We start from the raw sequence: 21,214 nt of genomic DNA on the forward strand, positions 1-21,214 counted from the left end.
GTTTACAGGCAGCGTAGCTTCGAGACCAAAATGCCGAAAGCCGCCGTGTTGCGAGCATCGGCGGCTTTCTTGCCAGGGTCCTGTGCGAAGGAGCTATGGCTCCCCGCGATTGAGCACGGCTCGTCGCGAGCGTGGCTTCTCGGTGCGAAGGCGGGTCAGAACGGCGCGTCTTCGCCCTTGGCTGCGTCGGCCTGTGGGGTGGCAGATTCTGCCGTGTCCGCAGCGCCATCTGCTTCCTGGGTGTCGGTGGCAGCCGCCTGGCGCACGGCGGCCTTGTCACCCGCGCTCGCAAACTTGCTGTATTTGCCCAGGATGGGCACCAGCTGGCCGTAGATGCGCGGGTTGCCGGCCAGGCATTCGCGCTGCTCCAGAAAGTCGGCCTCACCTGTGAAATTGCCCACCAGGCCGCCGGCTTCCGTCACCAGCAGCGAGCCCGCCGCCACATCCCAGATCGACAGGCCGGTTTCAAAGAATCCATCGGTGAAACCCGCGGCAACGTAGGCCAGGTCCAGCGCGGCAGCGCCGGGACGGCGCAGGCCCGCGGTGCGCTGCATCACGTCGCTCATCATGGCCAGGTAGCTCTTGAAGTTGTCGCCCGGGCGGAAAGGAAAGCCGGTGGAGATCAGGCAGTCCTTGAGCTGGGTGCGCTTGCTCACGCGGATGCGGCGCTCGTTCAGGTAGGCGCCGCGGCCCTTGGTGGCCGTGAACAGGTCATTGCGCGAGGGGTCGTAAATCACGGCCTGCTCGATCTTGCCCTTCACGGCCAGCGCAATGCTGACGCAATAGACGGGAAAGCCATGGATGAAGTTGGTGGTGCCGTCCAGCGGGTCGATGATCCAGACGAACTCGGAATCCTTGGCGCCGTATTCGGTGCCCGATTCTTCGGCCAGGATGCCGTGGCCGGGGTAGGCCGTGAGCAGCGTCTCGATGATGATCTTTTCGGACGCGTGGTCCACTTCGGTCACGAAGTCGTTGATCTGCTTTTGCGAGATCCGCACCGATTCCACGTCCAGGGCCGCGCGGTTGATGATGGCGCCGGCGGCGCGTGCGGCCTTGATGGCCACGTTGAGCATGGGGTGCAGGGTGGACGACATAAATTGTGGGTGAAGGACAGGGGCCTTGGGACAAGGCGTGGACCGGCGATGCGGCGGCAAGGGGAAGGATTCTACCCGCTGCACCCAAAAACCGCTGGGCGCGGGGCGGGTACCAGGCTGCGGGGGCTCATCCATCTCCGCCATCCCGCAGATTCAGCGGCGCTTCAGGGCAGCTGCAGCCACTGGCCTTCGCGTGCGGTGGTTTGCTGCACCGGCCCCTGGCCCAGGCTGAACTCCACCATCAGGCTCTTGCGCTCACCGGGGGCGGGGTCTGCGCCGGCGAGCTGGTTGTCCACCGCCACTTCCAGCCGGCCGTCACGCACCAAGCTGCGCAGGCGCGCGGTGATGTCCACCTGGCGGTAACCGTTGCCGTAGAGGGCGCGCTCGATGTTGACGTAGCCGTGGTCTGCATCGTAGCGCCCGCCGCGCTGCTCCCACAGTTGGGCGCGGGCCTGCGCGATCCGCGATCCGTCGATCCAGCTGCCTTCGCCGTATTCGAGAATCTCGGGCTGGCTGCCAAATCCACCCAGCACGATCTGCAGGGTTTTGCGCTGGCCCGGCGCCGGGTCGCCATTGAAGAGTTGGTTGTTCAGCTGGAAACGCTGCCCGCCCCGCAGCAGCTGGCGGATCTGTGGCGTCACATCGAAGCGCGATTGCGGCGTGCCATAGGTGGCCTGCCGGATGTCGAGAGGGTCCCGGTCAGCGTAGCCATACCTGCCCTGGTCCTCGCCATTCCAGCCTTGCCGGTCATCGTTGTCGTAGCCCCGGCCCCAGCGGCCGCTGCGCCAGCCCGTGAACTGCGCGCCATCCACCCAGCTGTATTCGCTGAAGTCGAAGTTGCGGGGCTGGCCGTCGGGTCCCCGGGCATGGATGCGCAGCATCTTGCGCAGGCCGGGGGCCGGGTCGGCGCCGAACAGGTCATTGGTGAGCCGAAAGCGCTGGTCGCGGCGGGCCAGTTGCCGCAGACGGTCGGTGACGTCGATGCTGTACTGGTCGGTGCCATAGACCGCCTGCAGGATCTGGTAGGGGCCTTCGTCGCGCTGCGCCCAGGCCGTGGACGACAGCAGCAGGGCAAACGCCAGCAGCAGCCAGCTGCCCAGGGTTCTGGCGATGGAGGAGGGAGCGTGCATGGAGGGATGGTTGAAAGTGGGAAAGCGGTGGAGTGAGGTGCGAGGTGCCAAAGCGACCTTCAACAGGCCCTTAACGTCCGGGTCGCCACACCAGTGCACAACGCCCATGCCACGCACAGAGTTTTACACCCACGCAGGGTGCGCGGCCCTGCAGGCGGCGCCCGGCCGCTGGGGCTGGCACCTCCGCCCGGCCCGGCCCGGGCCAGCGGCGACAATGGCGCATGCCCCGGTGGCCCCTTGTTTCTTTCTGATTTCTCCATGCGTACCCGATTCATCCTCATTCAAACCAGCCACGCCGGCAATGTGGGCGCCGCCGCCCGCGCCATGAAAACCATGGGTTTTGACGACCTGGTGCTGGTGGCGCCGCGCTGGTCCAATGTGCTGCGGCGCGAGGAAACCATCCAGCGCGCCAGCGGCGCTCTCGATGTGCTGGAGAACGCACGCATCGTCGCCACGCTGGACGAAGCGCTCGATGGCGTCAGCCACCTGTGCGCCACCGCCATGACGCCACGCGACTTTGGCCCGCCCACGGCCAGTCCCCGCGCGCACTTTGAAATGCTCCTGAAAAGAGAGCATTCAGCGATGAGTAGACAAGCGCTGGAGGTCGAAAATGCTGTAAAGCCAGACGGTGCGGCGGCTGAGTCGGGCGTGGCCTTTCTGTTTGGCTCCGAACGCTTCGGCATGGCCAACGAGGATGTGTACCGCTGCCATGTGGCGCTGTCGATTCCCACCAACCCGGGTTTTGGCTCGCTCAACCTGGGCGCGGCCATCCAGGTGATCGCCTACGAATGGCGCCAGGCGCTGGGCGGGTTTGCGGTGCAGGAGGCCACGCCCGCCCGCGTGCAGGCCGATGCCGCCCAGGTGGCCGGGATGCTGGCCCACTGGGAGCAGGCGCTCACCGGCATCGGTTTTCTCGACCCCGCCGCGCCCAAGAAGCTCATGCCGCGGCTGAACCAGCTTTTCAACCGCGCGCAACTGAGTCCGGAGGAAATCCACATCCTGCGTGGTGTCGCCAAAGCCATGCTCGAGACGGCCCAAGCGAAACGATAGACTGCGTTTTCCATTTACCAATAACCATAACAACCATGCTGGCCCGTCTGCGCTCCGATATCCAGTGCATCCTCGATCGCGATCCTGCCGCGCGCAGCACGTGGGAGGTGGTCACCTGTTATCCGGGCCTGCACGCGATCTGGCTGCACCGCCCGGCCCACTGGTGCTGGCACCATGGCCTCAAATGGCTGGGGCGCTTCATCTCGCACTTTGCACGCTGGTTCACCGGCATCGAGATCCACCCCGGCGCCAAGATCGGCGAGCGTGTTTTCTTCGACCACGCCATGGGCGTGGTGGTGGGCGAGACGGCAGAAATCGGCGACGGCTGCACCATCTACCAGGGCGTCACGCTGGGCGGCACCTCGCTGTACAAGGGCGCCAAGCGCCATCCCACGCTGGGCCGCGACGTGGTGGTGAGTGCCGGCGCCAAGGTGCTGGGCGGTTTCGAAGTGGGCGATGGCGCCAAGATCGGCAGCAACGCCGTGGTCATCAAGCCGGTGCCCGCGGGCGCCACGGCGGTGGGCATTCCGGCACGCATCATCCCGTCCAAAGCGGGCGAAAGTGCCGACGTGACCGAGCCGCAGCAGCCGCGCAAGTTCACGACCTACGGCATCACGCAAGAGGACGACCCGCTCTCCCAGGCCATGCGCGGCCTGATCGACAACGCCTCCTCGCAAGAGCACCAGATCGCGCTGCTCTGGCAGGCCATCGAAAAGCTGTCGGAGTGCGTCAAGACGGGCGATTGCGTGCCCGACGATGCGGCGCTCAAGGAGCAGTTCGAGGCCGGCAAGCTGAGCGACCTCGTGGGCAAGTAGCCGCAGCCGGCTATGCGCAAAAAAGAAGCACGCCATTGGCGTGCTTCTTTTTTACACCTGCCAGCGCTGGATGGATAGGCGCTGGAGGCCTATTGGCTCAAAACCCAGGGCACAGGCCGTTCAGAACGGCTTGATCGCGATCTTGAGCACGCCATCGCGCTGGTGGGCAAACAGGTCGTAGGCCTCGACGATGTCGTCGAGCTTGCGCTGGTGCGTCACCAGCACGCCCAGGTCCAGGCGGTTGGCGGCAATCACGTTCATCAGGCGGCGCATGCGCTCCTTGCCGCCGGGGCACAGCGCGGTGCGGATGGTGTGGTCGCCCAGGCCCGCCGCAAACTGCGCCAGCGGGATCGACAGATCTTCCGAGTACACGCCCAGGCTCGACAGCGTGCCACCGGGCTTGAGCACCTTCATGGCCTGGCCAAAGGTGGCCTGCGTGCCCAGCGCCTCGATGGAGCTGTCGGCGCCCTTGCCACCGGTGAGCTTCATCACCTCATCGACCACGTCCACATTGCGGAAATTCAGCGTCACGTCGGCGCCCATTTTCTTGGCGATGCCCAGGCGGTGGTCGTTGCCATCCACGGCGATGATGGTGGTGGCCCCCAGCAGGCGTGCGCCCGCCGTGGCGCACAGGCCAATGGGCCCCTGCGCAAACACCACCACGGTGTCGCCAATGCGGATGTTGGCGTTTTCGGCGCCCTTGAAGCCGGTGGACATGATGTCCGGGCACATCAGCACCTGCTCATCGGTCAGGCCATCGGGGATGGGGGCCAGGTTGGCCTGGGCATCGGGCACCAGCACGTACTCGGCCTGGGTGCCGTCGATCAGGTTGCCAAAACGCCAGCCGGCCGTGGCCTTGTAGCCATGGCAGCCGCACAGGCCTTGCGGCACCAGGTAGCTGCCGTCCTGGCTGGGGTAGCCGTCTTGCGCCGCGTAGCTGTTGAAGTTGGGGCAGATGGCGCCGGCAATCACGCGCTGGCCCTCGGTGTAGCCCTGCACCGCGCTGCCCAGCTTCTCGATCACGCCCACGGGCTCGTGCCCCACGGTCAGGCCCTTGGCCACCGGGTATTCGCCCTTGAGGATGTGCACGTCGGTGCCGCAGATCGTGGTGGTGGTGATGCGCACCAGGGCATCGTTGGGGCCCACGTCGGGGATGGGCTTGTCGGTCAGCTCGATGCGGCCGGGTTCGACGAACACGGCGGCTTTCATCATGGAAGGCATGGCGGTTTCCTTGGAGGCTGGGGTTGAACAACCTGCCGAGGCTATATCGCAATGGTGCCAGTGGGGTGACGGAGGTGGGCGGGCTTGTCCCAGATCAAGAAGCGGCGGCGGCTGGCGCCGTGTTGCTGCGCCCAAATGCAGCAAAACTGATAGCTGTCTGCGCTGATGAATGAGGGGCCAGGGGCTGATCTGGCTTGCGGTCAGGTGCGGGCGGACCGGATGGCGTTCTTGGGCCGGAACGCCTTGCACACGGAGTCGTGCGTTTCAAGATACGGCCCGCCGATCAGGTCGATGCAGTAGGGCACGGCCGCAAAGATGCCGGCCACCAGCGGCTGGCCGTCGGCGTCTTTCAGGCCTTCCAGCGTTTCGGCAATCGCCTTGGGCTGGCCGGGCAGGTTGATGATGAGGCTTTGGTCGCGCACCACGGCCACCTGTCGCGACAGGATGGCGGTGGGCACGAACTTCAGGCTGATCTGGCGCATCTGCTCGCCAAAGCCCGGCATCTCCTTGTGCGCCACGGCCAGCGTGGCCTCGGGCGTCACGTCGCGCAGGGCCGGACCCGTGCCGCCGGTGGTCAGCACCAGGCTGCAGCCCGCGTTGACCAGGGCGATCAGCGTGGCGCTGATGGTGTCCTGCTCGTCGGGGATCAGGCGCGGCTCGAAGGTGATGGGGTTGCGCAGGGCGCGGGTCAGCCAGTCCTGCAGGGCCGGCAGGCCCTTGTCTTCATACACGCCGGTGCTGGCGCGGTCGCTGATCGAGACGATGCCGATCTTGACCGGGTCGTGGATGGCTTCAGTCATCGTGCTCGTCCTCCTCGGGCTGCTCGTCGGGGCCGGCCGCGCCGCCGAGGTGCTCGCGCACCAGCTGGAACAGCTCGCGGTAGGCCCGGCCCTTGCGCGGGGCCAGGCCCTCGGAGACCTGCACGTTGGCGGTCTTGCCGGCTGGCGTGGCGTCCTTGCGCGCCTGGCGGATCAGGGCGCGCAGTTGCTGGGTGTCGGTGTCGGGGTGTTCGGCCATCCAGGGGGCCAGGGCTGCGTCGTCGGCAATCAGCCGGTCGCGCCAGTGCTCGGCCAGGTGCAGCGCCAGTTTTTCGCTGGCCGAGCCCTTGTGCTGCTCTTCCAGTGCCTGGCGGGCGGCCTGCACCAGCTCGGGTTCGAGCTTGCGCATGAGCTTGCCCACGTACTGCATCTGGCGGCGCTTGCCCTCGAAGTTGGTGATGCGCCGGGCCTCGGCCAGCGCCTCCACCAGCTTGTCGGGCAGGCCCACGGCGTCGAACAGGTCGGTGCGCAGTGTCAGCAGCTCCTTGCCCAGGTCTTGCAGCTCGTCGCTTTCGCGCTTGAGATCGGTGCGGCTGGCATCGGGTGTGCCTTTGAGTTCGGCCTTGAGCTGGATGTCCATTTCGCTGCCTTCGGCAACGAACTGGCCTCGCACAAAGTAGCCTTTTTTGGGTTTGCGTGACATGGGTGGGGGCAAAGAGAGAGGTGGCGCAGCGCGCACCACAGCGGCAAGTATCATAGCCGCCGCTATGAACAAACCCACCCAACGCGCCTCCCGCGCCACTGGCGCTGCGGCCTCCGCCCCAGTCGCCGCGATTTCGCCCGCTCCGGAGCGCGGCTTCAGCTACAGCCGTCCGTTCTTTGAAGACCTGGTGGACCGTGCCTTGGCGCATGCCAAGAAACTGGGTGCCACCGACGCAGGCGCCGAGGCCTCCGAGGGTTGTGGCCTGTCGGTCAGTGTGCGCAAGGGCGAGCTGGAGAACGTGGAGCGCAACCGCGACAAGTCGCTGGGCGTGACGGTGTACATCGGCCACCGCCGTGGCAATGCCAGCACGTCGGACTTTTCGGACAAGGCCGTCGAGCAGACCGTGCAGGCCGCCTACGACATCGCCCGCTTCACCGCCGAAGACCCCATGGCCGGCCTGCCCGACGAGGCCGACATTGCACCGGCCGATACGCACCGCGACCTGGACCTGTTCCATCCCTGGGCCATCACCAGCGAAGAGGCCGCGCAACTGGCCATGGCGTGCGAGGCCGCCGCCCTCAAGACCCACCGCCGCATCACCAACAGCGAAGGTGCCGGCGTGTCGGCACAGCAAAGCCATTTCTTCAGCGCGCACACGCGGGGCTTTCGGGGTGGCTATGCCAGCTCGCGCCACAGCTTTTCGGTGTCCCCCATCGCCTCGCTGCCCGGCCGCAATGCCGAGATGCAGCGCGATGCCTGGTACAGCTCCATGCGCAACGCGGCCGAACTGGCCTCGCCCGAGGCCGTGGGCCGCTATGCCGCACAGCGCGCGCTTGCCCGCCTCGGGTCACGCAAGATTCCCACCACGCAATGCCCGGTACTGTTTGAATCGTCCCTGGCTGCCGGCCTGCTGGGCGGTTTTGTGCAGGCCGTGAGTGGCGGCTCGCTCTACCGCAAGAGCAGCTTCTTGCTCGATTCGCTGGGCAAGATGGTGTTTCCCAAGCACATCGACATTCTGGAGGACCCGTTTGTGCTGCGTGGCAAGGGCAGCTCGCCCTTTGACGAAGAAGGCGTGCGCGTGGCCCCGCGCAAGGTGGTGCAGGGCGGGCGGGTGCAGGGCTATTTCCTGTCCAGCTACTCGGCGCGCAAGCTGGGCATGAAGACCACGGGCAATGCCGGTGGATCGCACAACCTGGTGATGACCTCGCGCCTCACGCAGGCCGGCGACAACCTCGATGCCATGCTGCAGAAGCTGGGCACGGGCCTTTTTGTGGTGGAGCTGATGGGCCAGGGCGTGAACTACGTGACGGGCGACTACTCGCGCGGCGCCAGCGGCTTCTGGGTGGAGAACGGCAAGATCGCCTTCCCCGTGCACGAGATCACCATCGCGGGCAACCTCAAGGACATGCTCAAGGGCATCGAGGCCGTGGGCGCCGACACCTACAACTACGGTGCCAAGACCGTGGGCTCCATCCTGGTCAACCGCATGAAGGTGGCGGGCAGCTGATAACTGGCTGGCGACAAGGCCTCACGCAAAAAGGCTCCTGGGTTCCCGGAGCCTTTTTGTTGGGTGTGGTGCTTGCGGAGCGCCGGCGAGGTTTCGCAGCACCCTGCATGCCGCTTAATACGCCGCGCTGGCCCTGGCCGGTGCTGCCGCAGCGGTGGCACCGGCAAACTGCCCGCGCAGCTTGCGCGCTGCATTGGCAAACATCAGCACATCCACCCCCACGGCCACAAAGGTGCAGCCCAAGTCCAGGTAGCGCTGGGCCAGCACAGGGTCCGAGGTGAGGGTACCCGCCGCCTTGCCGCTGGCGATGATGGTCTTCATGGCGCCCTCGATGGCGGCCTGCACCTCGGGGTGCCCAGGGTTGCCCCGGTGGCCCATCGATGCGGCCAGATCGGCGGGGCCGATGAACACGCCGTGCACGCCATCCACCGCGCAAATGGCCTCCAGGTGGGTGAGGGCCGTCACTGTTTCGGCCTGCACCAGCAGGCAGACTTCGTCGTCGGCCACCGAGAGGTAGTCGCTGCGGCTGCTCCACATCGACGAGCGCCCCACGGCACTGCCCACGCCGCGAATGCCCAGGGGCGGGTACTGCGTGGCCGCCACAATGCTGCGCGCCTGTTCGGCCGTGTCCACCATGGGCACCAGCAGCGTTTTGGCGCCGATGTCCAGCATCTGCTTGATGAGGGCGGTGCTGCCTTCCACCAGGCGCACGATGGGGTGCGACGGGTGCGCTGCCACCGCCTGCAGCGCGCCCATGGTGCTGCGCAGGTCGTTGGGGGCGTGCTCGCCGTCGATCAGCAGCCAGTCGTAGCCGGTGGTGGCGGCGGCTTCGGCCAGGTACGGGTCGGCCATCGACAGCCACAGGCCGATTTGCGGGCGGCGCTCGGCCAGGGCGGTTTTGAAGGGGTTGTGGGCTGGCATGGTTCTGTGGGGGCAATAAGAGGCTCGGCGCGTGCTGCAGACAGTGCAGGCGTTTCGGGCGGTGCTTTGGTTTCGGTGGGTGAATTCTCAGGCCATGCGGTGCTGGGCAGGTGCACCTGGGCCGGTGAGGTGGTCCACGATGTTGCGTGCCGTGATGGTGGACACCTGCAGCGACGCCCCCCTTGTCACGCCCGCCACATGCGGCGTGAGCAAGGCATTGGGCAGCTGGGCCAGGGGGTGGGTGGCGGGCAGGGGTTCGGTGTCAAAGGTGTCCAGGCCCGCGCCTTCGAGATGGCCGCTGCGCAGGGCTTCCACCAGGGCCGCTTCGTCCACTACCGGGCCGCGCGCGGTGTTGATGAGGAGGCTGCCCTGGGGCAGCAGCGCCAGCTCCCGTGCACCGATGAGGCCCCGGGTGCGCTCGGTCAGCGGGCAGTGCAGGCTCAGGATGTTCACCTGGGGCAGCAGCTGGTGCAGATCGGGTTCGGTGGCAAAGCCATCGGCCTGGCCATGGGGGCGCAGCACCAGCACGCGCGCGCCCAGCGCGGCGGTCAGTTGCGCCGTGCCCCGGCCAATGGCGCCGTAGCCAATGATGCCCACCGTGGCATCGCGAAAATCGCGGCCCTGCCAGGCGCTGGGGGCCCACTGGCCAGCGCGCACCATGCGGTCCAGCAGGGGCAGCTGGCGCGCCAGGGCCAGCATCAGGGCCGCGGCATGCTCGGCCACGGCGCGGGCGTTGGCTCCTGGGGCCACGGCCACCGCCACACCGCGCGCGCGGGCGGCTTCCAGGTCAATGCCGTCCACCCCTGCGCCGTTTTTGGCCACCAGGCGCAGCGCAGGTGCGGCTTGCAGTACCCGCTGGCTCACAGGCTTGATGCCGCGCACCAGCAGCACTTGGGCACCGGTCTCCAGCAGCCGGGCGATCAGGTGGTCTTCGGTGATGGGCTCGGCCATGAAGTGGATCTGGCCGCCTGCGGCTTGTACCAGCGCCTGGGCTTCAGGGGCCCAGTGCGCGGCGGTGACGAGTACGTGGAAAGTGGCTTGGCTCATGCTTGGTTCAGGGTTGTTGTGTGGCCCAGTCTGGCTGCAGGCGGACGTGGCGGATGTGCTGGCGGAATACGGTGTAGGCCAGGTGCAGGGTGCCGTCGGCATCCTGGCGCAGCGAGGGGTAGGAGTATTCGCGGTTGCGGCCGCGCTCGGAGTCGTTGCTCATGCACCAGCCGTCGCCCACTTCCAGGTGGCGCTGCCAGGGCCAGGTCAGGCCATCGTCGGCCGACAGGGCCAGCGTCATGGGCGCGCGCGGTGCGCCCCAGAAGGCCTTGCGTGCGGGCGGGGCGGCCACGGTGGCGCCCTGGGCGCCTTCGCCGGTGTCTTCCAGCTCGTCGTACAGCGACTCGCGCCGCTCGGTGGCGTTGGCGGCGCTGCTGGCGTTGAAGATCATGGCCAGGCGCCCATCGGCCAGGCGCAGGGCCTGCACCGACGAGTTGTTGTTGGGGAGCTGGGTGGGCTGGGGTGTTTGCCAGGTCAGGCCGCCATCGTCGCTTTGGGTGCGGTAGATGTGATCGGCCCAGCGGCTGCGGAAGAACGCCAGCAGGCTTTGGCCGTTGGCCGCCGGCACGATGTTCATGTGCACACAGCCCAGGCTGCCGGGCAGGCTGATGCGCTGCCAGGTGCGGCCCTGGTCGGTGGAGCGCAGCACGCCGCTGTCGTCGTGGCTGCCGTCCCAGGGCTGGCCTGCTTCGGCCCGGCAGTAAAACACGGGCAGCAGCCAGCTGCCGTCGTGGTGCACATGGATGGGCTGGCGCACAAAGGTGCCGGCGGGGGCGTCGGCCAGGGTCTCTGTGGGCGACCAGGTCTGGCCGTGATCGGTCGAGCGGCGCACGCGCACCACGGCGGTGTTCTGGTGGCCCGACTGCTGGGCCGTGTGCAGCAGCCACAGGGTGCCATCGGGGGCCGGGAAGAGCACGGGGTTTTGCTCTGACCGCTCAGCGTCGTGCGACAGCTGCACGGGCTCGGACCACTGCCGGGTCCCGGGAGCCAGGCGGGACATGAAGACCGAGATGTCCGAGCGCCCCTCCATCGAGCCGCCAAACCACACGCAGGCCAGGGCGCCATCGCCCAGCACCATCAGGTTGGCGGCGTGGGCCTGAACGCGGGGGGAGGGCAGGTCGGCCACCTGGCGGGTGGCGTCATCGGGGTGCTGTTGCAGCAGGCCGTCGGGCATGGGTGTCTCCAAAGGGTGTGTAGTGATGTCTGGCGTTGCCGCAGGCTGCCCCTCCTGGCACCACGCGCCAGGAGAGTGTCGTCGTCAGTCGGCCTTGATCTTGGCGGTCTTGATCAGGTTGCCCACGCGCTGGTATTCGGGGGCCAGGAAGGTGCGCAGCTCGCTCGCGTTGCCGCTGCCCACCGTCACGCCCAGGTCGCCCAGCTTGCTGGCCACTTCGGGCAGCTTGAGCGTCTTGGCCAGGGCGGCAGAGAGCTTGGCGCTCACATCGGCCGGGGTCTTGGCCGGAGCAAACAGCGCGTACCAGGCAGAGAACTCGAACTGCGGGTAGCCCAGCTCTGCCAGGGTGGGCACATCGGGCAGGTCGTGCAGGCGGGTGGCGCTGCCCACGGCCAGCGCCCGCACCTTGCCGCCGCGCAGCAGGGGCATGGAGTTGGTGGCGGTGTCAAAAATCACGGGCACGCGGCCGCCGATCAAATCGATGATGTGGGCGTTGCCGCCCTTGTAGGGCACGTGGGTCATGTTGACCTTGGCAATCGACAGGAAAAGCTCGCCCGCCAGATGAAGGGGTGAACCATTGCCCGACGAGCCGTACATGATGGCCTGCGGGTCTTTGCGGGCGGCATCCACCACCTCTTTGAGCGTCTTGTAGGGCGAGTCGGTAGCGGTGATGACGACGATGGGCGCGCGGCCGATCATGCCGATGGGCTCGAAGTCCTTCAGTGGGTCGTAGTCGGCCTTGAGCAGGTTGGGGCTGGCCGCGTGGGTGGCCAGGCCGCCCACCAGCAGGGTGTAGCCGTCGGCTGGAGCGCGCGCCACAATGCCCGCGCCCAGCAGGGCCCCGGCGCCGGGCTTGTTATCGACCACGGCGGGTGTGCCCAGCGCCTCGCCCATCTTCTGCCCGATCAGGCGCCCCAGCATGTCGTTGGCGCCACCGGCGGGGTAGGGCACCACCATGGTGATGGGTTTGCTCGGGAAGGGGGCTTGCGCATGCGCCAGGGGCAGGGCGCACGCCAGTGCCATGCCGGCGATGGCGCCCAGAATGGGCCGGCGTGAGAGGGCTTTGGTAATGCTCATGGGCTTGTCTCCTTGGTTGAATGGTTTGGGTGACCTGTTGCGTGGCCCGTCGTGGCGGACCTCTGTCGCGTCTTGTGCTGCGGGGCGTGGCTACCTCAATCCAGCTGCCCCTGGCAGACATACTTGGTGTGCAGGTAGTCGTCGAGCCCGTGCGTCGATCCCTCGCGCCCGTAGCCCGATTCCTTCACTCCGCCAAAGGGAGCGGCCTCGGCCGCCAGTGCCCCTTCGTTGATGCCGACGATGCCCGTCTCCAGCGCATCGGCCACGCGCCAGATGCGGCGCACGTTCTGGCTGTAGAAGTACCCCGCCAGCCCGAACGGGGTGTCGTTGGCCTGTGCAATCACCTCGGCCTCGTCGTCAAACACCGTCAGCGGCGCCACGGGGCCAAAGGTTTCCTCGCAGGCGCAGGCCATGCGGGCATCCGCCCCGCCGAGCACGGTGGGCGCGTAGTAGTTGGGGCCGAGGTGGGTCAGGCGCTGGCCGCCCGTGAGCACCTTGGCGCCCTTGGCCACGGCATCCTGCACATGGCGCTCGATCTTCTCCACCGCCCGGTCATTGATCATGGGGCCGATCTGCGAGGCCGGGTCGCTGGCCGGGCCCACCTTGAGCGCTGCCACCTTGCCCGCCAGCTTGGCGGCAAAGGCATCGAACACGCTGCGGTGCACAAACACCCGGTTGGGGCACACGCAGGTCTGGCCGCCGTTTCTGAACTTGGCGGCCATCAGGCCGTCCACCGCCGCATCCAGGTCGGCATCGTCAAACACGATGAAGGGTGCATTGCCCCCCAGCTCCAGCGAGAGCTTCTTGAGCGTGTCTGCACTGCGACGTGCCAGGTGCTTGCCCACCGGGGTGGAGCCGGTGAAGGTGATCTTGCGCACGCGGCCATCGTCCAGCCACACATCCACCACGGCCGGTGTGTTCTGGCGCGAGGCGGTGACGATGTTCAGCACCCCGGCAGGCACCCCGGCTTCATGGGCCAGCTGCACCAAAGCCAGGGAGGTCAGTGGCGTGTCTTCGGCCGGCTTGCAGACCACGGTGCAGCCTGCGGCCAGGGCCGGGGCGATCTTGCGGGCGATCATGGCGGCCGGGAAGTTCCAGGGCGTGATGGCGGCCACCACACCGACGGGCTCCTTCAGGGCCAACATGCGGCGGCCGGAGACCGGGGCGGGAATGACTTCGCCATTCATGCGCGTGGCCTCTTCGCCAAACCATTCGATGTAGCTGGCCGCATAGGTCACCTCGCCCTTGCCTTCGGCCAGGGGCTTGCCCTGCTCCATGGAGATCAGGGCGCCCAGATCGTCCTGGTGGGCCAGCACGAGGTCGTTCCAGCGCTTGATGATGGCTGCGCGTTGCTTGGCGGGGACTTTGCGCCAGGTGGCAAAAGCGGCGTGGGCTGCGTCCAGGGCGGCGCGCGCCTCCACCGCACCCGAGTCGGGCACGGAGGTGATGACGGCGCCGGTGGCGGGGTTGGTCACATCCAGGCGGGTGGAGGTGCCTTCGCTCCACAGGCCGGCGATGAAGTTGGCGCTGCGGATGAGGTCGGCTCGGGTGAGGGTCAGGGATGCGGACATGGGTTTGAATGGAATGTGGCTCTGGCGTTCATCGGACAAGCGCTAGCAGCTATTTTTTTGGGAGCGTTTGGTTTCCCTTGTTCTTTCGCTGTGCCAGTGCAGGCGACTCAAGGGGGATCAACTGACTATCCCCATGTGCCATGGCACAAATTCGTGGTCACCCAGACCCAGCAGCTCGCTCTTGGTTTCCTCGCCGCTGGCATGGCGCAGGATCTGCGCAAAGATGCGCTGGCCCAGCTCGGGCACCGTGCACTCGCCGTCGATCACCACACCGCAGTTGATGTCCATGTCTTCCTCCAGCCGGGTGAACATGGGCGTGTTGCTGGCCAGCTTGATGGTGGGCGCGGGCTTGCTGCCGAACATGGAGCCACGGCCGGTGGTAAAGCAGATGAGCTGCGCGCCGCTGGCGATCTGGCCGGTGGAGGCCACGGGGTCGTAACCGGGCGAGTCCATGAACACAAAGCCGCTTTCGGTGATGGGCTCGGCGTATTCGTACACCGCGCGCAGCGGGGTGGTTCCGCCCTTCATGGCGCTGCCCAGCGATTTTTCAAAGATATTGGCCAGCCCGCCCGCCTGGTTGCCATGGCCCACCACGCCGTTGAACTGCGCGTTCTGGCCGGCGGTGTAGCGCTCCCACCAGGCCAGGCGGTCCAGCAGCTTCTGGCCCACCTCGGGGGTGATGGCGCGGCGCGTGAGCATGAACTCCACGCCGTGGATCTCGGGTGTTTCGCTCAGGATGGCGGTGCCGCCGTGGCGCACCAGAATGTCCATGGCCGCGCCCAGGCCGGGGTTGGCGGTGATGCCCGAGAAGCCATCCGAGCCGCCGCACTCCAGGCCAATCTTCAGGTGGCTGGCGCTCACGGTGGTGCGCCGTGCCTCGTTGGCGATGGGCAGCATTTCCTCGATGGCGCGGATGCCCGCCTCGATGGTCACGCGGGTGCCGCCCACCTCCTGCATCACCAGCGTGCGCATGAGCTTGCCTTCTTTGAGCCCCTGCGAATCGACCAGCGCGTCCACCTGGTTACGCTCGCAGCCCAGGCCCACGATGAGCACGCCCGCCAGGTTGGGGTGGCGTGCATAGCCTGCCAGCGTGCGGCGCAGCACATCAAAGTGCTCGCTGGGCGAGGACATGCCGCAGCCGCTGGTCTGCGCAAAGGCGGCCACGCCATCCACGTGGGGGTAGGCGGCCAGCCGCTCGGGCGTGAAGTGCGCGGCAATGCGCTTGATGACGGTGGCCGAGCAGTTCACCGACGACAGGATGCCGATGAAATTGCGCGTGCCCACGCCGCCCCCGGGCCGCACAAAACCCTGGAAGGTGGCGCGCTCGGCCTCGGGCACATAATGAACCGGCTGCACATCGGCGCCAAAGGCCGGGTCGCGGTAGTAGTCCACCAGCTGCAGGTTGTGGCTGTGCACGTAGTCGCCGGGCTCCAGGTCGCGCGTGGCCACGCCGATCACCGTGTCGTACTTCTTGACCTGCTCGCCCGCTGCAATGCGGCGCGCGGCAATCTTGTGCCCGGCAGGCACCTGGGCGCGCGTGCGCAGGCCCAGCTCCGGAATGTCCTGGCCCAGTGCCAGTGCGGTCTTGGCGACCAGCACGTTGTCGTTGGGGTGCAGGTGCAGCAGGGTGCTATCGGTGCGGGACATGGGGGCTTTCATCAATGGGGCCGAAAGGTGGCAGAGCCCACCAGGGGATCCCTGGGGCTCCGTGCGTCACCGTGCGCTCAGCTCTTCATCAGCTCGCGCAGCTTCAGTTTGTCGATCAGCACGGTCTCTTTCTGGTAGACGGTGTTCACGTACTTTTCGTAGTCGGGGCCGTCCAGGTACAGCAGCGGTGCGTCCAGCTTGTCGATCACGGTCTTGAACTCGGGGCTGGCCACGGCTTGCTTGAAGGCGTCGCGCAGCTTGGCCACGATGGCCGGGTCCACGCCCTTGGGGGCGCCAATGCCGTTGGGGGCGTCCACCACCACGTCGTAGCCCAGCTCGCGCAGGGTGGGCACGTCCTTGAAGCGGACCGTGCGCACATCGCCCCAGGTGGCCAGCAGGCGCAGCTTGCCGGCTTCGACATGCGGCGCCCACGAGCTGGAATCGGCCAGCGCATCCACATGGCCGCCCAGCACGCCCTGCAGCGCTTCGGCGCCGCCCTTGTAGGGCACGTGGTTGAGCTGGATGCCCGCCACGCTGGCGAACTCTTCCATGCCCACATGCGTGGCGCCGCCCACGCCCGCATGGGCGTAGCTCACCTTGCCGGGGTTGGCCTTGGCGTAGGCCACAAAGTCCTTGAGTGTCTTGAACGGCGAGCTGGCAGGCACCGCAATGCCAAAGGTCTGGCCCGAGGTGCGCGCGATGTAGGTGAAGTCCTTGCGCGGGTCGGCCTGCAGCGTGCCCAGCTGCGAGAAGCGCGTGACCGAGATGGGGATCTGCCCGATGGTGTAGCCATCGGCCTTGGCCGATGCCAGTGCCTTGGAGCCGATCATGCCGGAGGCTCCCGCCTTGTTCTCCACCGCAATGCTCTGGCCCAGGATGCGCCCGGCCACGGTGCACAGCGCGCGCATGGACTGGTCGGCCGTGCCGCCCGCGGGCCAGGGGCAGATGAAGGTGATGGGGCGCTCGGGCCATGCCTGTGCGAACAGGCGGCTGGACGTGGTGGCAAGGGTGGCGGCACCGAGGGCACCGAGGACGAACTGGCGCCGTCCATTGCGTGGAGTCTGCATGTTGGTCTCCTGTGGTTTCTTGAATCGAGAGCTGCGATTGTTCAAAACCGTTGCATAACAATCCAATGAAAATATGGACTGTCTTCATTGCATTTTGGTTATGTATCGTGCACAGCGACAGAAAACACGAACTCACAAGGACTCACCATGGCACAAATTGACCGTGTTCTGCGCAGCAACCTCAAGCTGAGGCACTTGCAGATGCTGGTGGCGCTCGACCAGTTTCGGCACCTGGGGCGTGCGGCGGAGTTCCTGTCGGTCACGCAGCCCGCCGTTTCCAAGACCCTGGCGGAAATCGAAAGCATGTTCGGCCTGCCGCTGTTCGAGCGCTCCACGCGCGGCACCGAGCCTACGCCAGCCGGCGCCAGCGTGGTGCGTTTTGCGCGCTCGGTGTTGGCAGGCTATGAGCGCACGCGCGATGAGATCGCGGCCGAGGCCAGTGGTGCGGCGGGTCGCACCAGCGTGGGCGCGATGGTGGTGGCCACGCCTGTGCTGCTGGCGCAGGCGGTGGCGCGGCTCAAGGCCCGCTCCGGCCACACCACCGTGCTCATCGAAGAGGGTGACCTCACGCGCCTGCTGCCCAAGCTGCGCCTGGGCGAGCTGGATCTGTTCGTGGGCCGGCTGGAGCCCGGCTACGCTTCACCCGACCTGGAGACCGAGGCGCTCTACCAAGACCCCATGGTGGCGGTGGTGTACCCCGGCCACCCGCTGGCCGGCAGGCGCAAGGTGCAGTGGGCGGACATTGCCAGCCAGCCCTGTGTGCTGCCCCCGCCATGGGCGTCTCTGCGGGTGAAGCTGGAGCAGCAGTTCTTTGCCCACAGCCTGCATCCGCCGGCTGACATCGTCGAGTCTGCCTCGTTCCTGTCGCAGATCTCCTTCCTGCGGCAGCGCGGTGCGGTGGCTTTCATGGCACGCACGGTGGCGCAGCATTTCGCGGGGCAGGGGATGGTGGCGGTGCTGAAGCTGCCGGTGGCGGTGGAGTTGCCGCCGGTGGGACTCATCACGCTGCGCGGGCAGCGGATGACGCCGGTGACGGCCTTGCTGGTCGGCTGCCTGAAGGAGGTGGCCGGGCCTGGAGACTCTCTGCAGGGAACTTGACTACCGTGCAGGGGCCGCCAGTGCGCATCCTGCTTGTCCATGCCTGCCCTCTCTTGTCGGACCAGTGCCGTCTGCACGCTGGGGGCGTCGTGAGGCCACTTTGGCGTGGGGTCGCCCTGCGGGCGACTCCAAGTCCGGTTGCAACGGGCGCGCAGTGAACGGGCTCAGCCCTTGGCAACATGCGCCGCAATGGCCTCACCCACCTGCGTGGTGTTGGCCGTGCCCCCCAGGTCCGGCGTGCGCGGCCCGCTCTTGATGGTTTCCTCGATGGAAGCCACGATGGCATCGTGCGCCTGCCTTCCAGCTCCCTGGCCTTGCGTGAGGAAGTCCAGCATCAGCGCCCCCGACCAGATCATTGCAATCGGGTTGGCAATGTTCTGACCGTAGATATCGGGCGCAGAGCCGTGCACGGGCTCGAACAGGCTGGGGAAGTTGCGCTCGGGGTTGAGGTTGGCCGAGGGCGCCAGGCCGATGGTGCCCGTGGTGGCGGGGCCCAGGTCGGAGAGGATGTCGCCGAACAGATTGGTGGCGGCCACCACGTCGAAGCGGCCCGGCTGCAGCACGAAGCGCGCGGTCAGGATGTCGATGTGCTGCTTGTCCAGCGTGACCGCGGGATAGGCCTGGGCCACATCCTCGGCGCGCTGGTCCCACCAGGGCATGCTGATGGCGATGCCGTTGCTCTTGGTGGCCAGGGTCACATGCTTCTTGGGGCGGCTCTGGGCGAGGTCGAAAGCGAACTTGAGCAGGCGGTGGGCGCCGTGGCGGGAGTAGACCGATTCCTGGATCACGATCTCGCGGTCGGTGCCTTCATACATCACGCCGCCCAGCGAGGTGTATTCGCCCTCGGTGTTCTCGCGCACCACGTAGTAGTCGATGTCGCCGGGTTGGCGGCCGGCCAGGGGGCAAGGCACGCCTTCGAACAGGCGCACGGGGCGCAGGTTGATGTACTGGTCAAACTCGCGGCGGAACTTGAGCAGTGAACCCCACAGCGAGACATGGTCGGGCACGGTGGCGGGCCAGCCCACGGCGCCGAAGAAGATGGCGTCCATGCCCGAGAGCTGGGCTTTCCAGTCGTCGGGCATCATTTTGCCGTGCTGGGCGTAGTAGTCGCAGCTGGCCCAGTCGATGGTGGTGGTTTCGAGCGGGATGCCGAAACGCTGCGCGGCGGCCTGCACCACCCGAAGGCCTTCGGGCATGACTTCCTTGCCAATGCCGTCGCCGGCGATCAGTGCGATGCGGTAGGTTTTCTCATGCTGGGTCATTGCTCGTTTCCTTGGTGGGGGGAGGTGCGCGACGATGGGTCGCCCGGTAGCGCAATTGTTCCAAACGCCCATGAAAACTACAATCCGCCAATCGTTATCTTATTCTTCACATATCGTGCATAAAAATCCCGCTGCCGAAGACCTGCGCGTATTCACGGCGGTGGTGCGCAAATCCAGCTTTGGCGCTGCCGCTACCGAGCTGGGCACCTCCCCGGCTTACGTCAGCAAGCGCATCCGCCTGCTGGAGCAGGACCTTCAGGTGAGGCTCTTGCACCGCACCACCCGCCGTGTGGCGGTGACGGAGGAGGGCGAGCGCGTCTTCCACTGGGCACAGCGCATCCTGGACGACATGGAACAGCTGCTGCAGGAGGTGGCCGTCACCCGCAGCGAGCCGCGCGGGTTGTTGCGGGTGAGCAGCAGCTTCGGCTTTGGCCGCCAGATCGTGGCGCCCGCGCTGTCGCGGCTGGTGGAGCAGCACCCTGGGCTGCAGGTGCGCCTGGAAGTGTTCGACCGGCTGGTGGACGTGGCGGGCGAAGGGTTTGACCTGGATGTGCGCGTGGGCGACGAGATTGCGCCGCACCTCATCGCCCGCCGCCTGGCGGACAACCACCGGGTGCTCTGCGCGGCGCCCGCCTACCTGCAGCGCAAGGGCACGCCGCGCACGGTGGCCGACCTGGCCGCGCACGACTGCCTGGTGATCAAGGAGCGCGACCATCCGTTCGGCGTGTGGCGCCTGCGCAGCGGGGCGCAGGAGGAGTCGGTGAAGGTGCGCGGCCCGCTGTCGGCCAACAACGGCGAGATGGCGGTGCAATGGGCGGTGGACGGGCGCGGCGTGGTGCTGCGCTCGCTGTGGGATGTGGGCGCGCAGCTGCAGGCCGGGCGCCTGGTGCAGCTGCTGCCACAGTGGCGGCAGGAGGCCAATGTGTGGGCCGTGTACCCCACGCGGCTGGAGCGCTCGGCCAAGGTGCGGGTGTGCGTGGAGTTTCTGCAGGAAATGTTTCGGCAGGAAGGGCTGGGCCTCGGCCTGCCGGCAGCCGATGGAATGCAGGGCGGATAGGGCAGGCACGGCGCGCGGAGCGCCGCGCCGCTACCGGCCTGCGCTGCGTGGCAGGGGGTGTGCCGATCCCAGCAGCGCCGGCAGCCGGGCGGCCAGCGTATCGATCACGACGCGCGTGCGGTGCGGCAGGGTCCGCGTGCTGGGCCACACGGCGTGCAGCGCGTAGCCATAGGGCTGCGCCTCATCGAAAAGCTTCACCAGCGTGCCTGCCGCCACTGCGGGTGCGGCCAGCCACTGCGGTATGCGGGTGATGTCCAGGCCCGCTTCCGCGCTCGCGGCCAGCACTTCCAGGCTGTCGCAGCGCACGCGAGCCGGCACCTCGAATTCGCGCAGCTCGCCCGTCGCACCGTCGTGGTAGGGCCACGATGGCGGCCGCTGTTCGTCGTGGCCATAGCAGGCAAAGCGGTGGCTGCCTGCAGTGTCCACCAGCGCCTGCCAGTGGGCCGGCCGCCCATGTCGTGCCAAATAGCCCGGGGCGGCGTACAGGCCCATCCACTGGTGCCCCAGCAGCCGGGCCGCCAGCGTGCTGCTGTCGGTGAGCGGCCCGCTGCGGATGGCCAGGTCTACCCGTTCCTCCACCAGGTCCACCCGGCGGTCGCTGAACTGCAGGTCCAGCCGAAGGCCCTCGTGGTCGCGTGCCAGGTCCAGTAGCAGGGGTGCGATGCAGACGCGCCCGAACAGCGCCGGCATGCTCATGCGCAGCGTGCCCACCGGGGCGTGGCGGCCGGCCTCTATGGCCGCATCGGCAGCGACCAACTCGTCCAGCGCGCGGCGGCAGCGCTCGTAATAGGCCTGGCCGTCATCCGTCAGGCTCTGGCTGCGCGTGGTGCGGTGGAACAGGCGCACGGCCAGCCGCTGCTCCAGCCGCGCAATGCTTTTGCCCACGGCCGAGCGGGTGCGGCCCAGGCGCGAGGCCGCCAGCGCAAAACTGCCCGCCTCCACCGCGGCGGCAAACGCTTCGATGCCCTGCAATCTTTCATTCATTGGCGAATTTTATTCGCCAGTTTTGGGAAAA

19 protein-coding genes are annotated in these 21,214 nt (G+C 67.3%); 5 read left to right on the forward strand and 14 right to left on the reverse strand.

Annotated elements, in window-relative coordinates; genetic code table 11:
• Nucleotides 1–155: 155 nt before the first annotated feature.
• Together BLW02_RS11675 and BLW02_RS11680 are read right to left on the reverse strand one after the other, a co-directional pair.
• The gene (locus tag BLW02_RS11675; RefSeq protein WP_092698770.1) at nt 156–1,094 is read right to left on the reverse strand and encodes an inositol monophosphatase family protein; all 939 of its coding nucleotides are present in this window, start codon (nt 1,092–1,094) and stop codon (nt 156–158) included.
• Nucleotides 1,095–1,258: 164 nt separating this feature from the next.
• Nucleotides 1,259–2,224 (reverse strand): DnaJ-like protein C-terminal domain-containing protein, encoded by a 966-nt coding sequence (locus BLW02_RS11680; RefSeq protein ID WP_092698772.1) that lies wholly within the window; start codon nt 2,222–2,224, stop codon nt 1,259–1,261.
• 258 nt (nt 2,225–2,482) lie between these two features.
• On the opposite strand from BLW02_RS11680, the gene BLW02_RS11685 reads away from it, so the two are divergent.
• Both BLW02_RS11685 and cysE read left to right on the forward strand, forming a co-directional pair.
• Nucleotides 2,483–3,274, forward strand: coding sequence for an RNA methyltransferase (locus BLW02_RS11685; RefSeq protein ID WP_092698774.1), 792 nt, complete (start codon nt 2,483–2,485; stop codon nt 3,272–3,274).
• 35 nt (nt 3,275–3,309) lie between these two features.
• The gene (gene cysE, locus BLW02_RS11690; RefSeq protein WP_092698776.1) at nt 3,310–4,089 is read left to right on the forward strand and encodes a serine O-acetyltransferase; all 780 of its coding nucleotides are present in this window, start codon (nt 3,310–3,312) and stop codon (nt 4,087–4,089) included.
• Between the two features lie 120 nt (nt 4,090–4,209).
• Here the strand turns inward: cysE and BLW02_RS11695 are convergent, their stop codons facing one another.
• The 3 genes from BLW02_RS11695 to yjgA all read right to left on the reverse strand — a co-directional run bounded on the left by BLW02_RS11695 (nt 4,210) and on the right by yjgA (nt 6,771).
• Nucleotides 4,210–5,310, reverse strand: a complete 1,101-nt coding sequence (locus BLW02_RS11695; protein ID WP_092698778.1) for an NAD(P)-dependent alcohol dehydrogenase — start codon at nt 5,308–5,310, stop codon at nt 4,210–4,212.
• A gap of 200 nt (nt 5,311–5,510) precedes the next feature.
• The gene (gene mog / locus BLW02_RS11700) at nt 5,511–6,110 is read right to left on the reverse strand and encodes a molybdopterin adenylyltransferase (protein WP_092698780.1); all 600 of its coding nucleotides are present in this window, start codon (nt 6,108–6,110) and stop codon (nt 5,511–5,513) included.
• On the reverse strand, nt 6,103–6,771 hold the full coding sequence (gene yjgA, locus BLW02_RS11705; protein WP_092698782.1) for a ribosome biogenesis factor YjgA: 669 nt from the start codon (nt 6,769–6,771) through the stop codon (nt 6,103–6,105). The genes mog and yjgA overlap by 8 nt, the downstream gene beginning before the upstream one ends.
• A 64-nt stretch (nt 6,772–6,835) precedes the next feature.
• Between yjgA and pmbA the strand changes: the two genes are divergently transcribed.
• Nucleotides 6,836–8,278, forward strand: a complete 1,443-nt coding sequence (gene pmbA / locus BLW02_RS11710) for a metalloprotease PmbA (protein WP_092698784.1) — start codon at nt 6,836–6,838, stop codon at nt 8,276–8,278.
• A 114-nt stretch (nt 8,279–8,392) separates the two neighbouring features.
• On the opposite strand, the gene BLW02_RS11715 is transcribed toward pmbA, so the two are convergent.
• The 7 genes from BLW02_RS11715 to BLW02_RS11745 form a co-directional block, all read right to left on the reverse strand.
• The gene (locus BLW02_RS11715) at nt 8,393–9,199 is read right to left on the reverse strand and encodes an aldolase/citrate lyase family protein (RefSeq protein ID WP_092698786.1); all 807 of its coding nucleotides are present in this window, start codon (nt 9,197–9,199) and stop codon (nt 8,393–8,395) included.
• An 87-nt stretch (nt 9,200–9,286) separates the two neighbouring features.
• Nucleotides 9,287–10,246 carry an NAD(P)-dependent oxidoreductase gene (locus BLW02_RS11720; RefSeq protein WP_092698788.1) on the reverse strand — a complete coding sequence of 320 codons (960 nt, stop codon included), beginning with the start codon at nt 10,244–10,246 and terminating at the stop codon, nt 9,287–9,289.
• A 7-nt stretch (nt 10,247–10,253) separates the two neighbouring features.
• Nucleotides 10,254–11,420, reverse strand: a complete 1,167-nt coding sequence (locus BLW02_RS11725) for a sialidase family protein (protein ID WP_092698790.1) — start codon at nt 11,418–11,420, stop codon at nt 10,254–10,256.
• Nucleotides 11,421–11,504: 84 nt separating this feature from the next.
• Nucleotides 11,505–12,497, reverse strand: a complete 993-nt coding sequence (locus BLW02_RS11730; protein ID WP_092698792.1) for a Bug family tripartite tricarboxylate transporter substrate binding protein — start codon at nt 12,495–12,497, stop codon at nt 11,505–11,507.
• Between the two features lie 95 nt (nt 12,498–12,592).
• Complete coding sequence (locus BLW02_RS11735; protein WP_092698794.1) at nt 12,593–14,068, reverse strand: NAD-dependent succinate-semialdehyde dehydrogenase; 1,476 nt, start codon at nt 14,066–14,068, stop codon at nt 12,593–12,595.
• A gap of 117 nt (nt 14,069–14,185) precedes the next feature.
• Nucleotides 14,186–15,715, reverse strand: coding sequence for a UxaA family hydrolase (locus tag BLW02_RS11740; protein WP_092698845.1), 1,530 nt, complete (start codon nt 15,713–15,715; stop codon nt 14,186–14,188).
• Between the two features lie 77 nt (nt 15,716–15,792).
• Nucleotides 15,793–16,782 (reverse strand): Bug family tripartite tricarboxylate transporter substrate binding protein, encoded by a 990-nt coding sequence (locus BLW02_RS11745; RefSeq protein ID WP_026437254.1) that lies wholly within the window; start codon nt 16,780–16,782, stop codon nt 15,793–15,795.
• Between the two features lie 147 nt (nt 16,783–16,929).
• Here BLW02_RS11745 and BLW02_RS11750 point away from each other — a divergent pair, with 147 nt between their 5' ends.
• The gene (locus tag BLW02_RS11750) at nt 16,930–17,880 is read left to right on the forward strand and encodes a LysR substrate-binding domain-containing protein (protein ID WP_092698796.1); all 951 of its coding nucleotides are present in this window, start codon (nt 16,930–16,932) and stop codon (nt 17,878–17,880) included.
• Between the two features lie 164 nt (nt 17,881–18,044).
• Here BLW02_RS11750 and BLW02_RS11755 read toward each other — a convergent pair whose 3' ends face one another.
• Entirely contained in the window at nt 18,045–19,142 is a 1,098-nt protein-coding gene (locus tag BLW02_RS11755; protein WP_092698798.1) for a tartrate dehydrogenase, read from the reverse strand.
• 115 nt (nt 19,143–19,257) lie between these two features.
• On the opposite strand from BLW02_RS11755, the gene BLW02_RS11760 reads away from it, so the two are divergent.
• Nucleotides 19,258–20,199, forward strand: a complete 942-nt coding sequence (locus BLW02_RS11760) for a LysR substrate-binding domain-containing protein (protein WP_208859727.1) — start codon at nt 19,258–19,260, stop codon at nt 20,197–20,199.
• A 30-nt stretch (nt 20,200–20,229) separates the two neighbouring features.
• On the opposite strand, the gene BLW02_RS11765 is transcribed toward BLW02_RS11760, so the two are convergent.
• Nucleotides 20,230–21,183: a LysR substrate-binding domain-containing protein gene (locus BLW02_RS11765; RefSeq protein ID WP_092698802.1), complete on the reverse strand. Its 954-nt coding sequence runs from the start codon at nt 21,181–21,183 to the stop codon at nt 20,230–20,232.
• Nucleotides 21,184–21,214: the final 31 nt, after the last annotated feature.

This window comes from Acidovorax soli (assembly GCF_900107605.1).
GTDB lineage: Bacteria > Pseudomonadota > Gammaproteobacteria > Burkholderiales > Burkholderiaceae_C > Acidovorax > Acidovorax soli.

Excerpts from the sequence above, each read along its gene's own strand:
- BLW02_RS11735 (WP_092698794.1), bottom strand. The coding sequence starts at position 14,068 with ATGTCCGCATCCCTGACCCTCACCCGAGCCGACCTCATCCGCAGCGCC.
- BLW02_RS11695 (WP_092698778.1), bottom strand. The coding sequence starts at position 5,310 with ATGCCTTCCATGATGAAAGCCGCCGTGTTCGTCGAACCCGGCCGCATC.
- BLW02_RS11715 (WP_092698786.1), bottom strand. The coding sequence starts at position 9,199 with ATGCCAGCCCACAACCCCTTCAAAACCGCCCTGGCCGAGCGCCGCCCG.
- BLW02_RS11740 (WP_092698845.1), bottom strand. The coding sequence starts at position 15,715 with ATGTCCCGCACCGATAGCACCCTGCTGCACCTGCACCCCAACGACAAC.
- BLW02_RS11730 (WP_092698792.1), bottom strand. The coding sequence starts at position 12,497 with ATGAGCATTACCAAAGCCCTCTCACGCCGGCCCATTCTGGGCGCCATC.
- BLW02_RS11680 (WP_092698772.1), bottom strand. The coding sequence starts at position 2,224 with ATGCACGCTCCCTCCTCCATCGCCAGAACCCTGGGCAGCTGGCTGCTG.
- BLW02_RS11755 (WP_092698798.1), bottom strand. The coding sequence starts at position 19,142 with ATGACCCAGCATGAGAAAACCTACCGCATCGCACTGATCGCCGGCGAC.
- BLW02_RS11725 (WP_092698790.1), bottom strand. The coding sequence starts at position 11,420 with ATGCCCGACGGCCTGCTGCAACAGCACCCCGATGACGCCACCCGCCAG.
- BLW02_RS11675 (WP_092698770.1), bottom strand. The coding sequence starts at position 1,094 with ATGTCGTCCACCCTGCACCCCATGCTCAACGTGGCCATCAAGGCCGCA.
- mog (WP_092698780.1), bottom strand. The coding sequence starts at position 6,110 with ATGACTGAAGCCATCCACGACCCGGTCAAGATCGGCATCGTCTCGATC.
- BLW02_RS11750 (WP_092698796.1), top strand. The coding sequence starts at position 16,930 with ATGGCACAAATTGACCGTGTTCTGCGCAGCAACCTCAAGCTGAGGCAC.
- BLW02_RS11720 (WP_092698788.1), bottom strand. The coding sequence starts at position 10,246 with ATGAGCCAAGCCACTTTCCACGTACTCGTCACCGCCGCGCACTGGGCC.
- BLW02_RS11765 (WP_092698802.1), bottom strand. The coding sequence starts at position 21,183 with ATGAATGAAAGATTGCAGGGCATCGAAGCGTTTGCCGCCGCGGTGGAG.
- BLW02_RS11745 (WP_026437254.1), bottom strand. The coding sequence starts at position 16,782 with ATGCAGACTCCACGCAATGGACGGCGCCAGTTCGTCCTCGGTGCCCTC.
- yjgA (WP_092698782.1), bottom strand. The coding sequence starts at position 6,771 with ATGTCACGCAAACCCAAAAAAGGCTACTTTGTGCGAGGCCAGTTCGTT.
- pmbA (WP_092698784.1), top strand. The coding sequence starts at position 6,836 with ATGAACAAACCCACCCAACGCGCCTCCCGCGCCACTGGCGCTGCGGCC.
- BLW02_RS11685 (WP_092698774.1), top strand. The coding sequence starts at position 2,483 with ATGCGTACCCGATTCATCCTCATTCAAACCAGCCACGCCGGCAATGTG.
- cysE (WP_092698776.1), top strand. The coding sequence starts at position 3,310 with ATGCTGGCCCGTCTGCGCTCCGATATCCAGTGCATCCTCGATCGCGAT.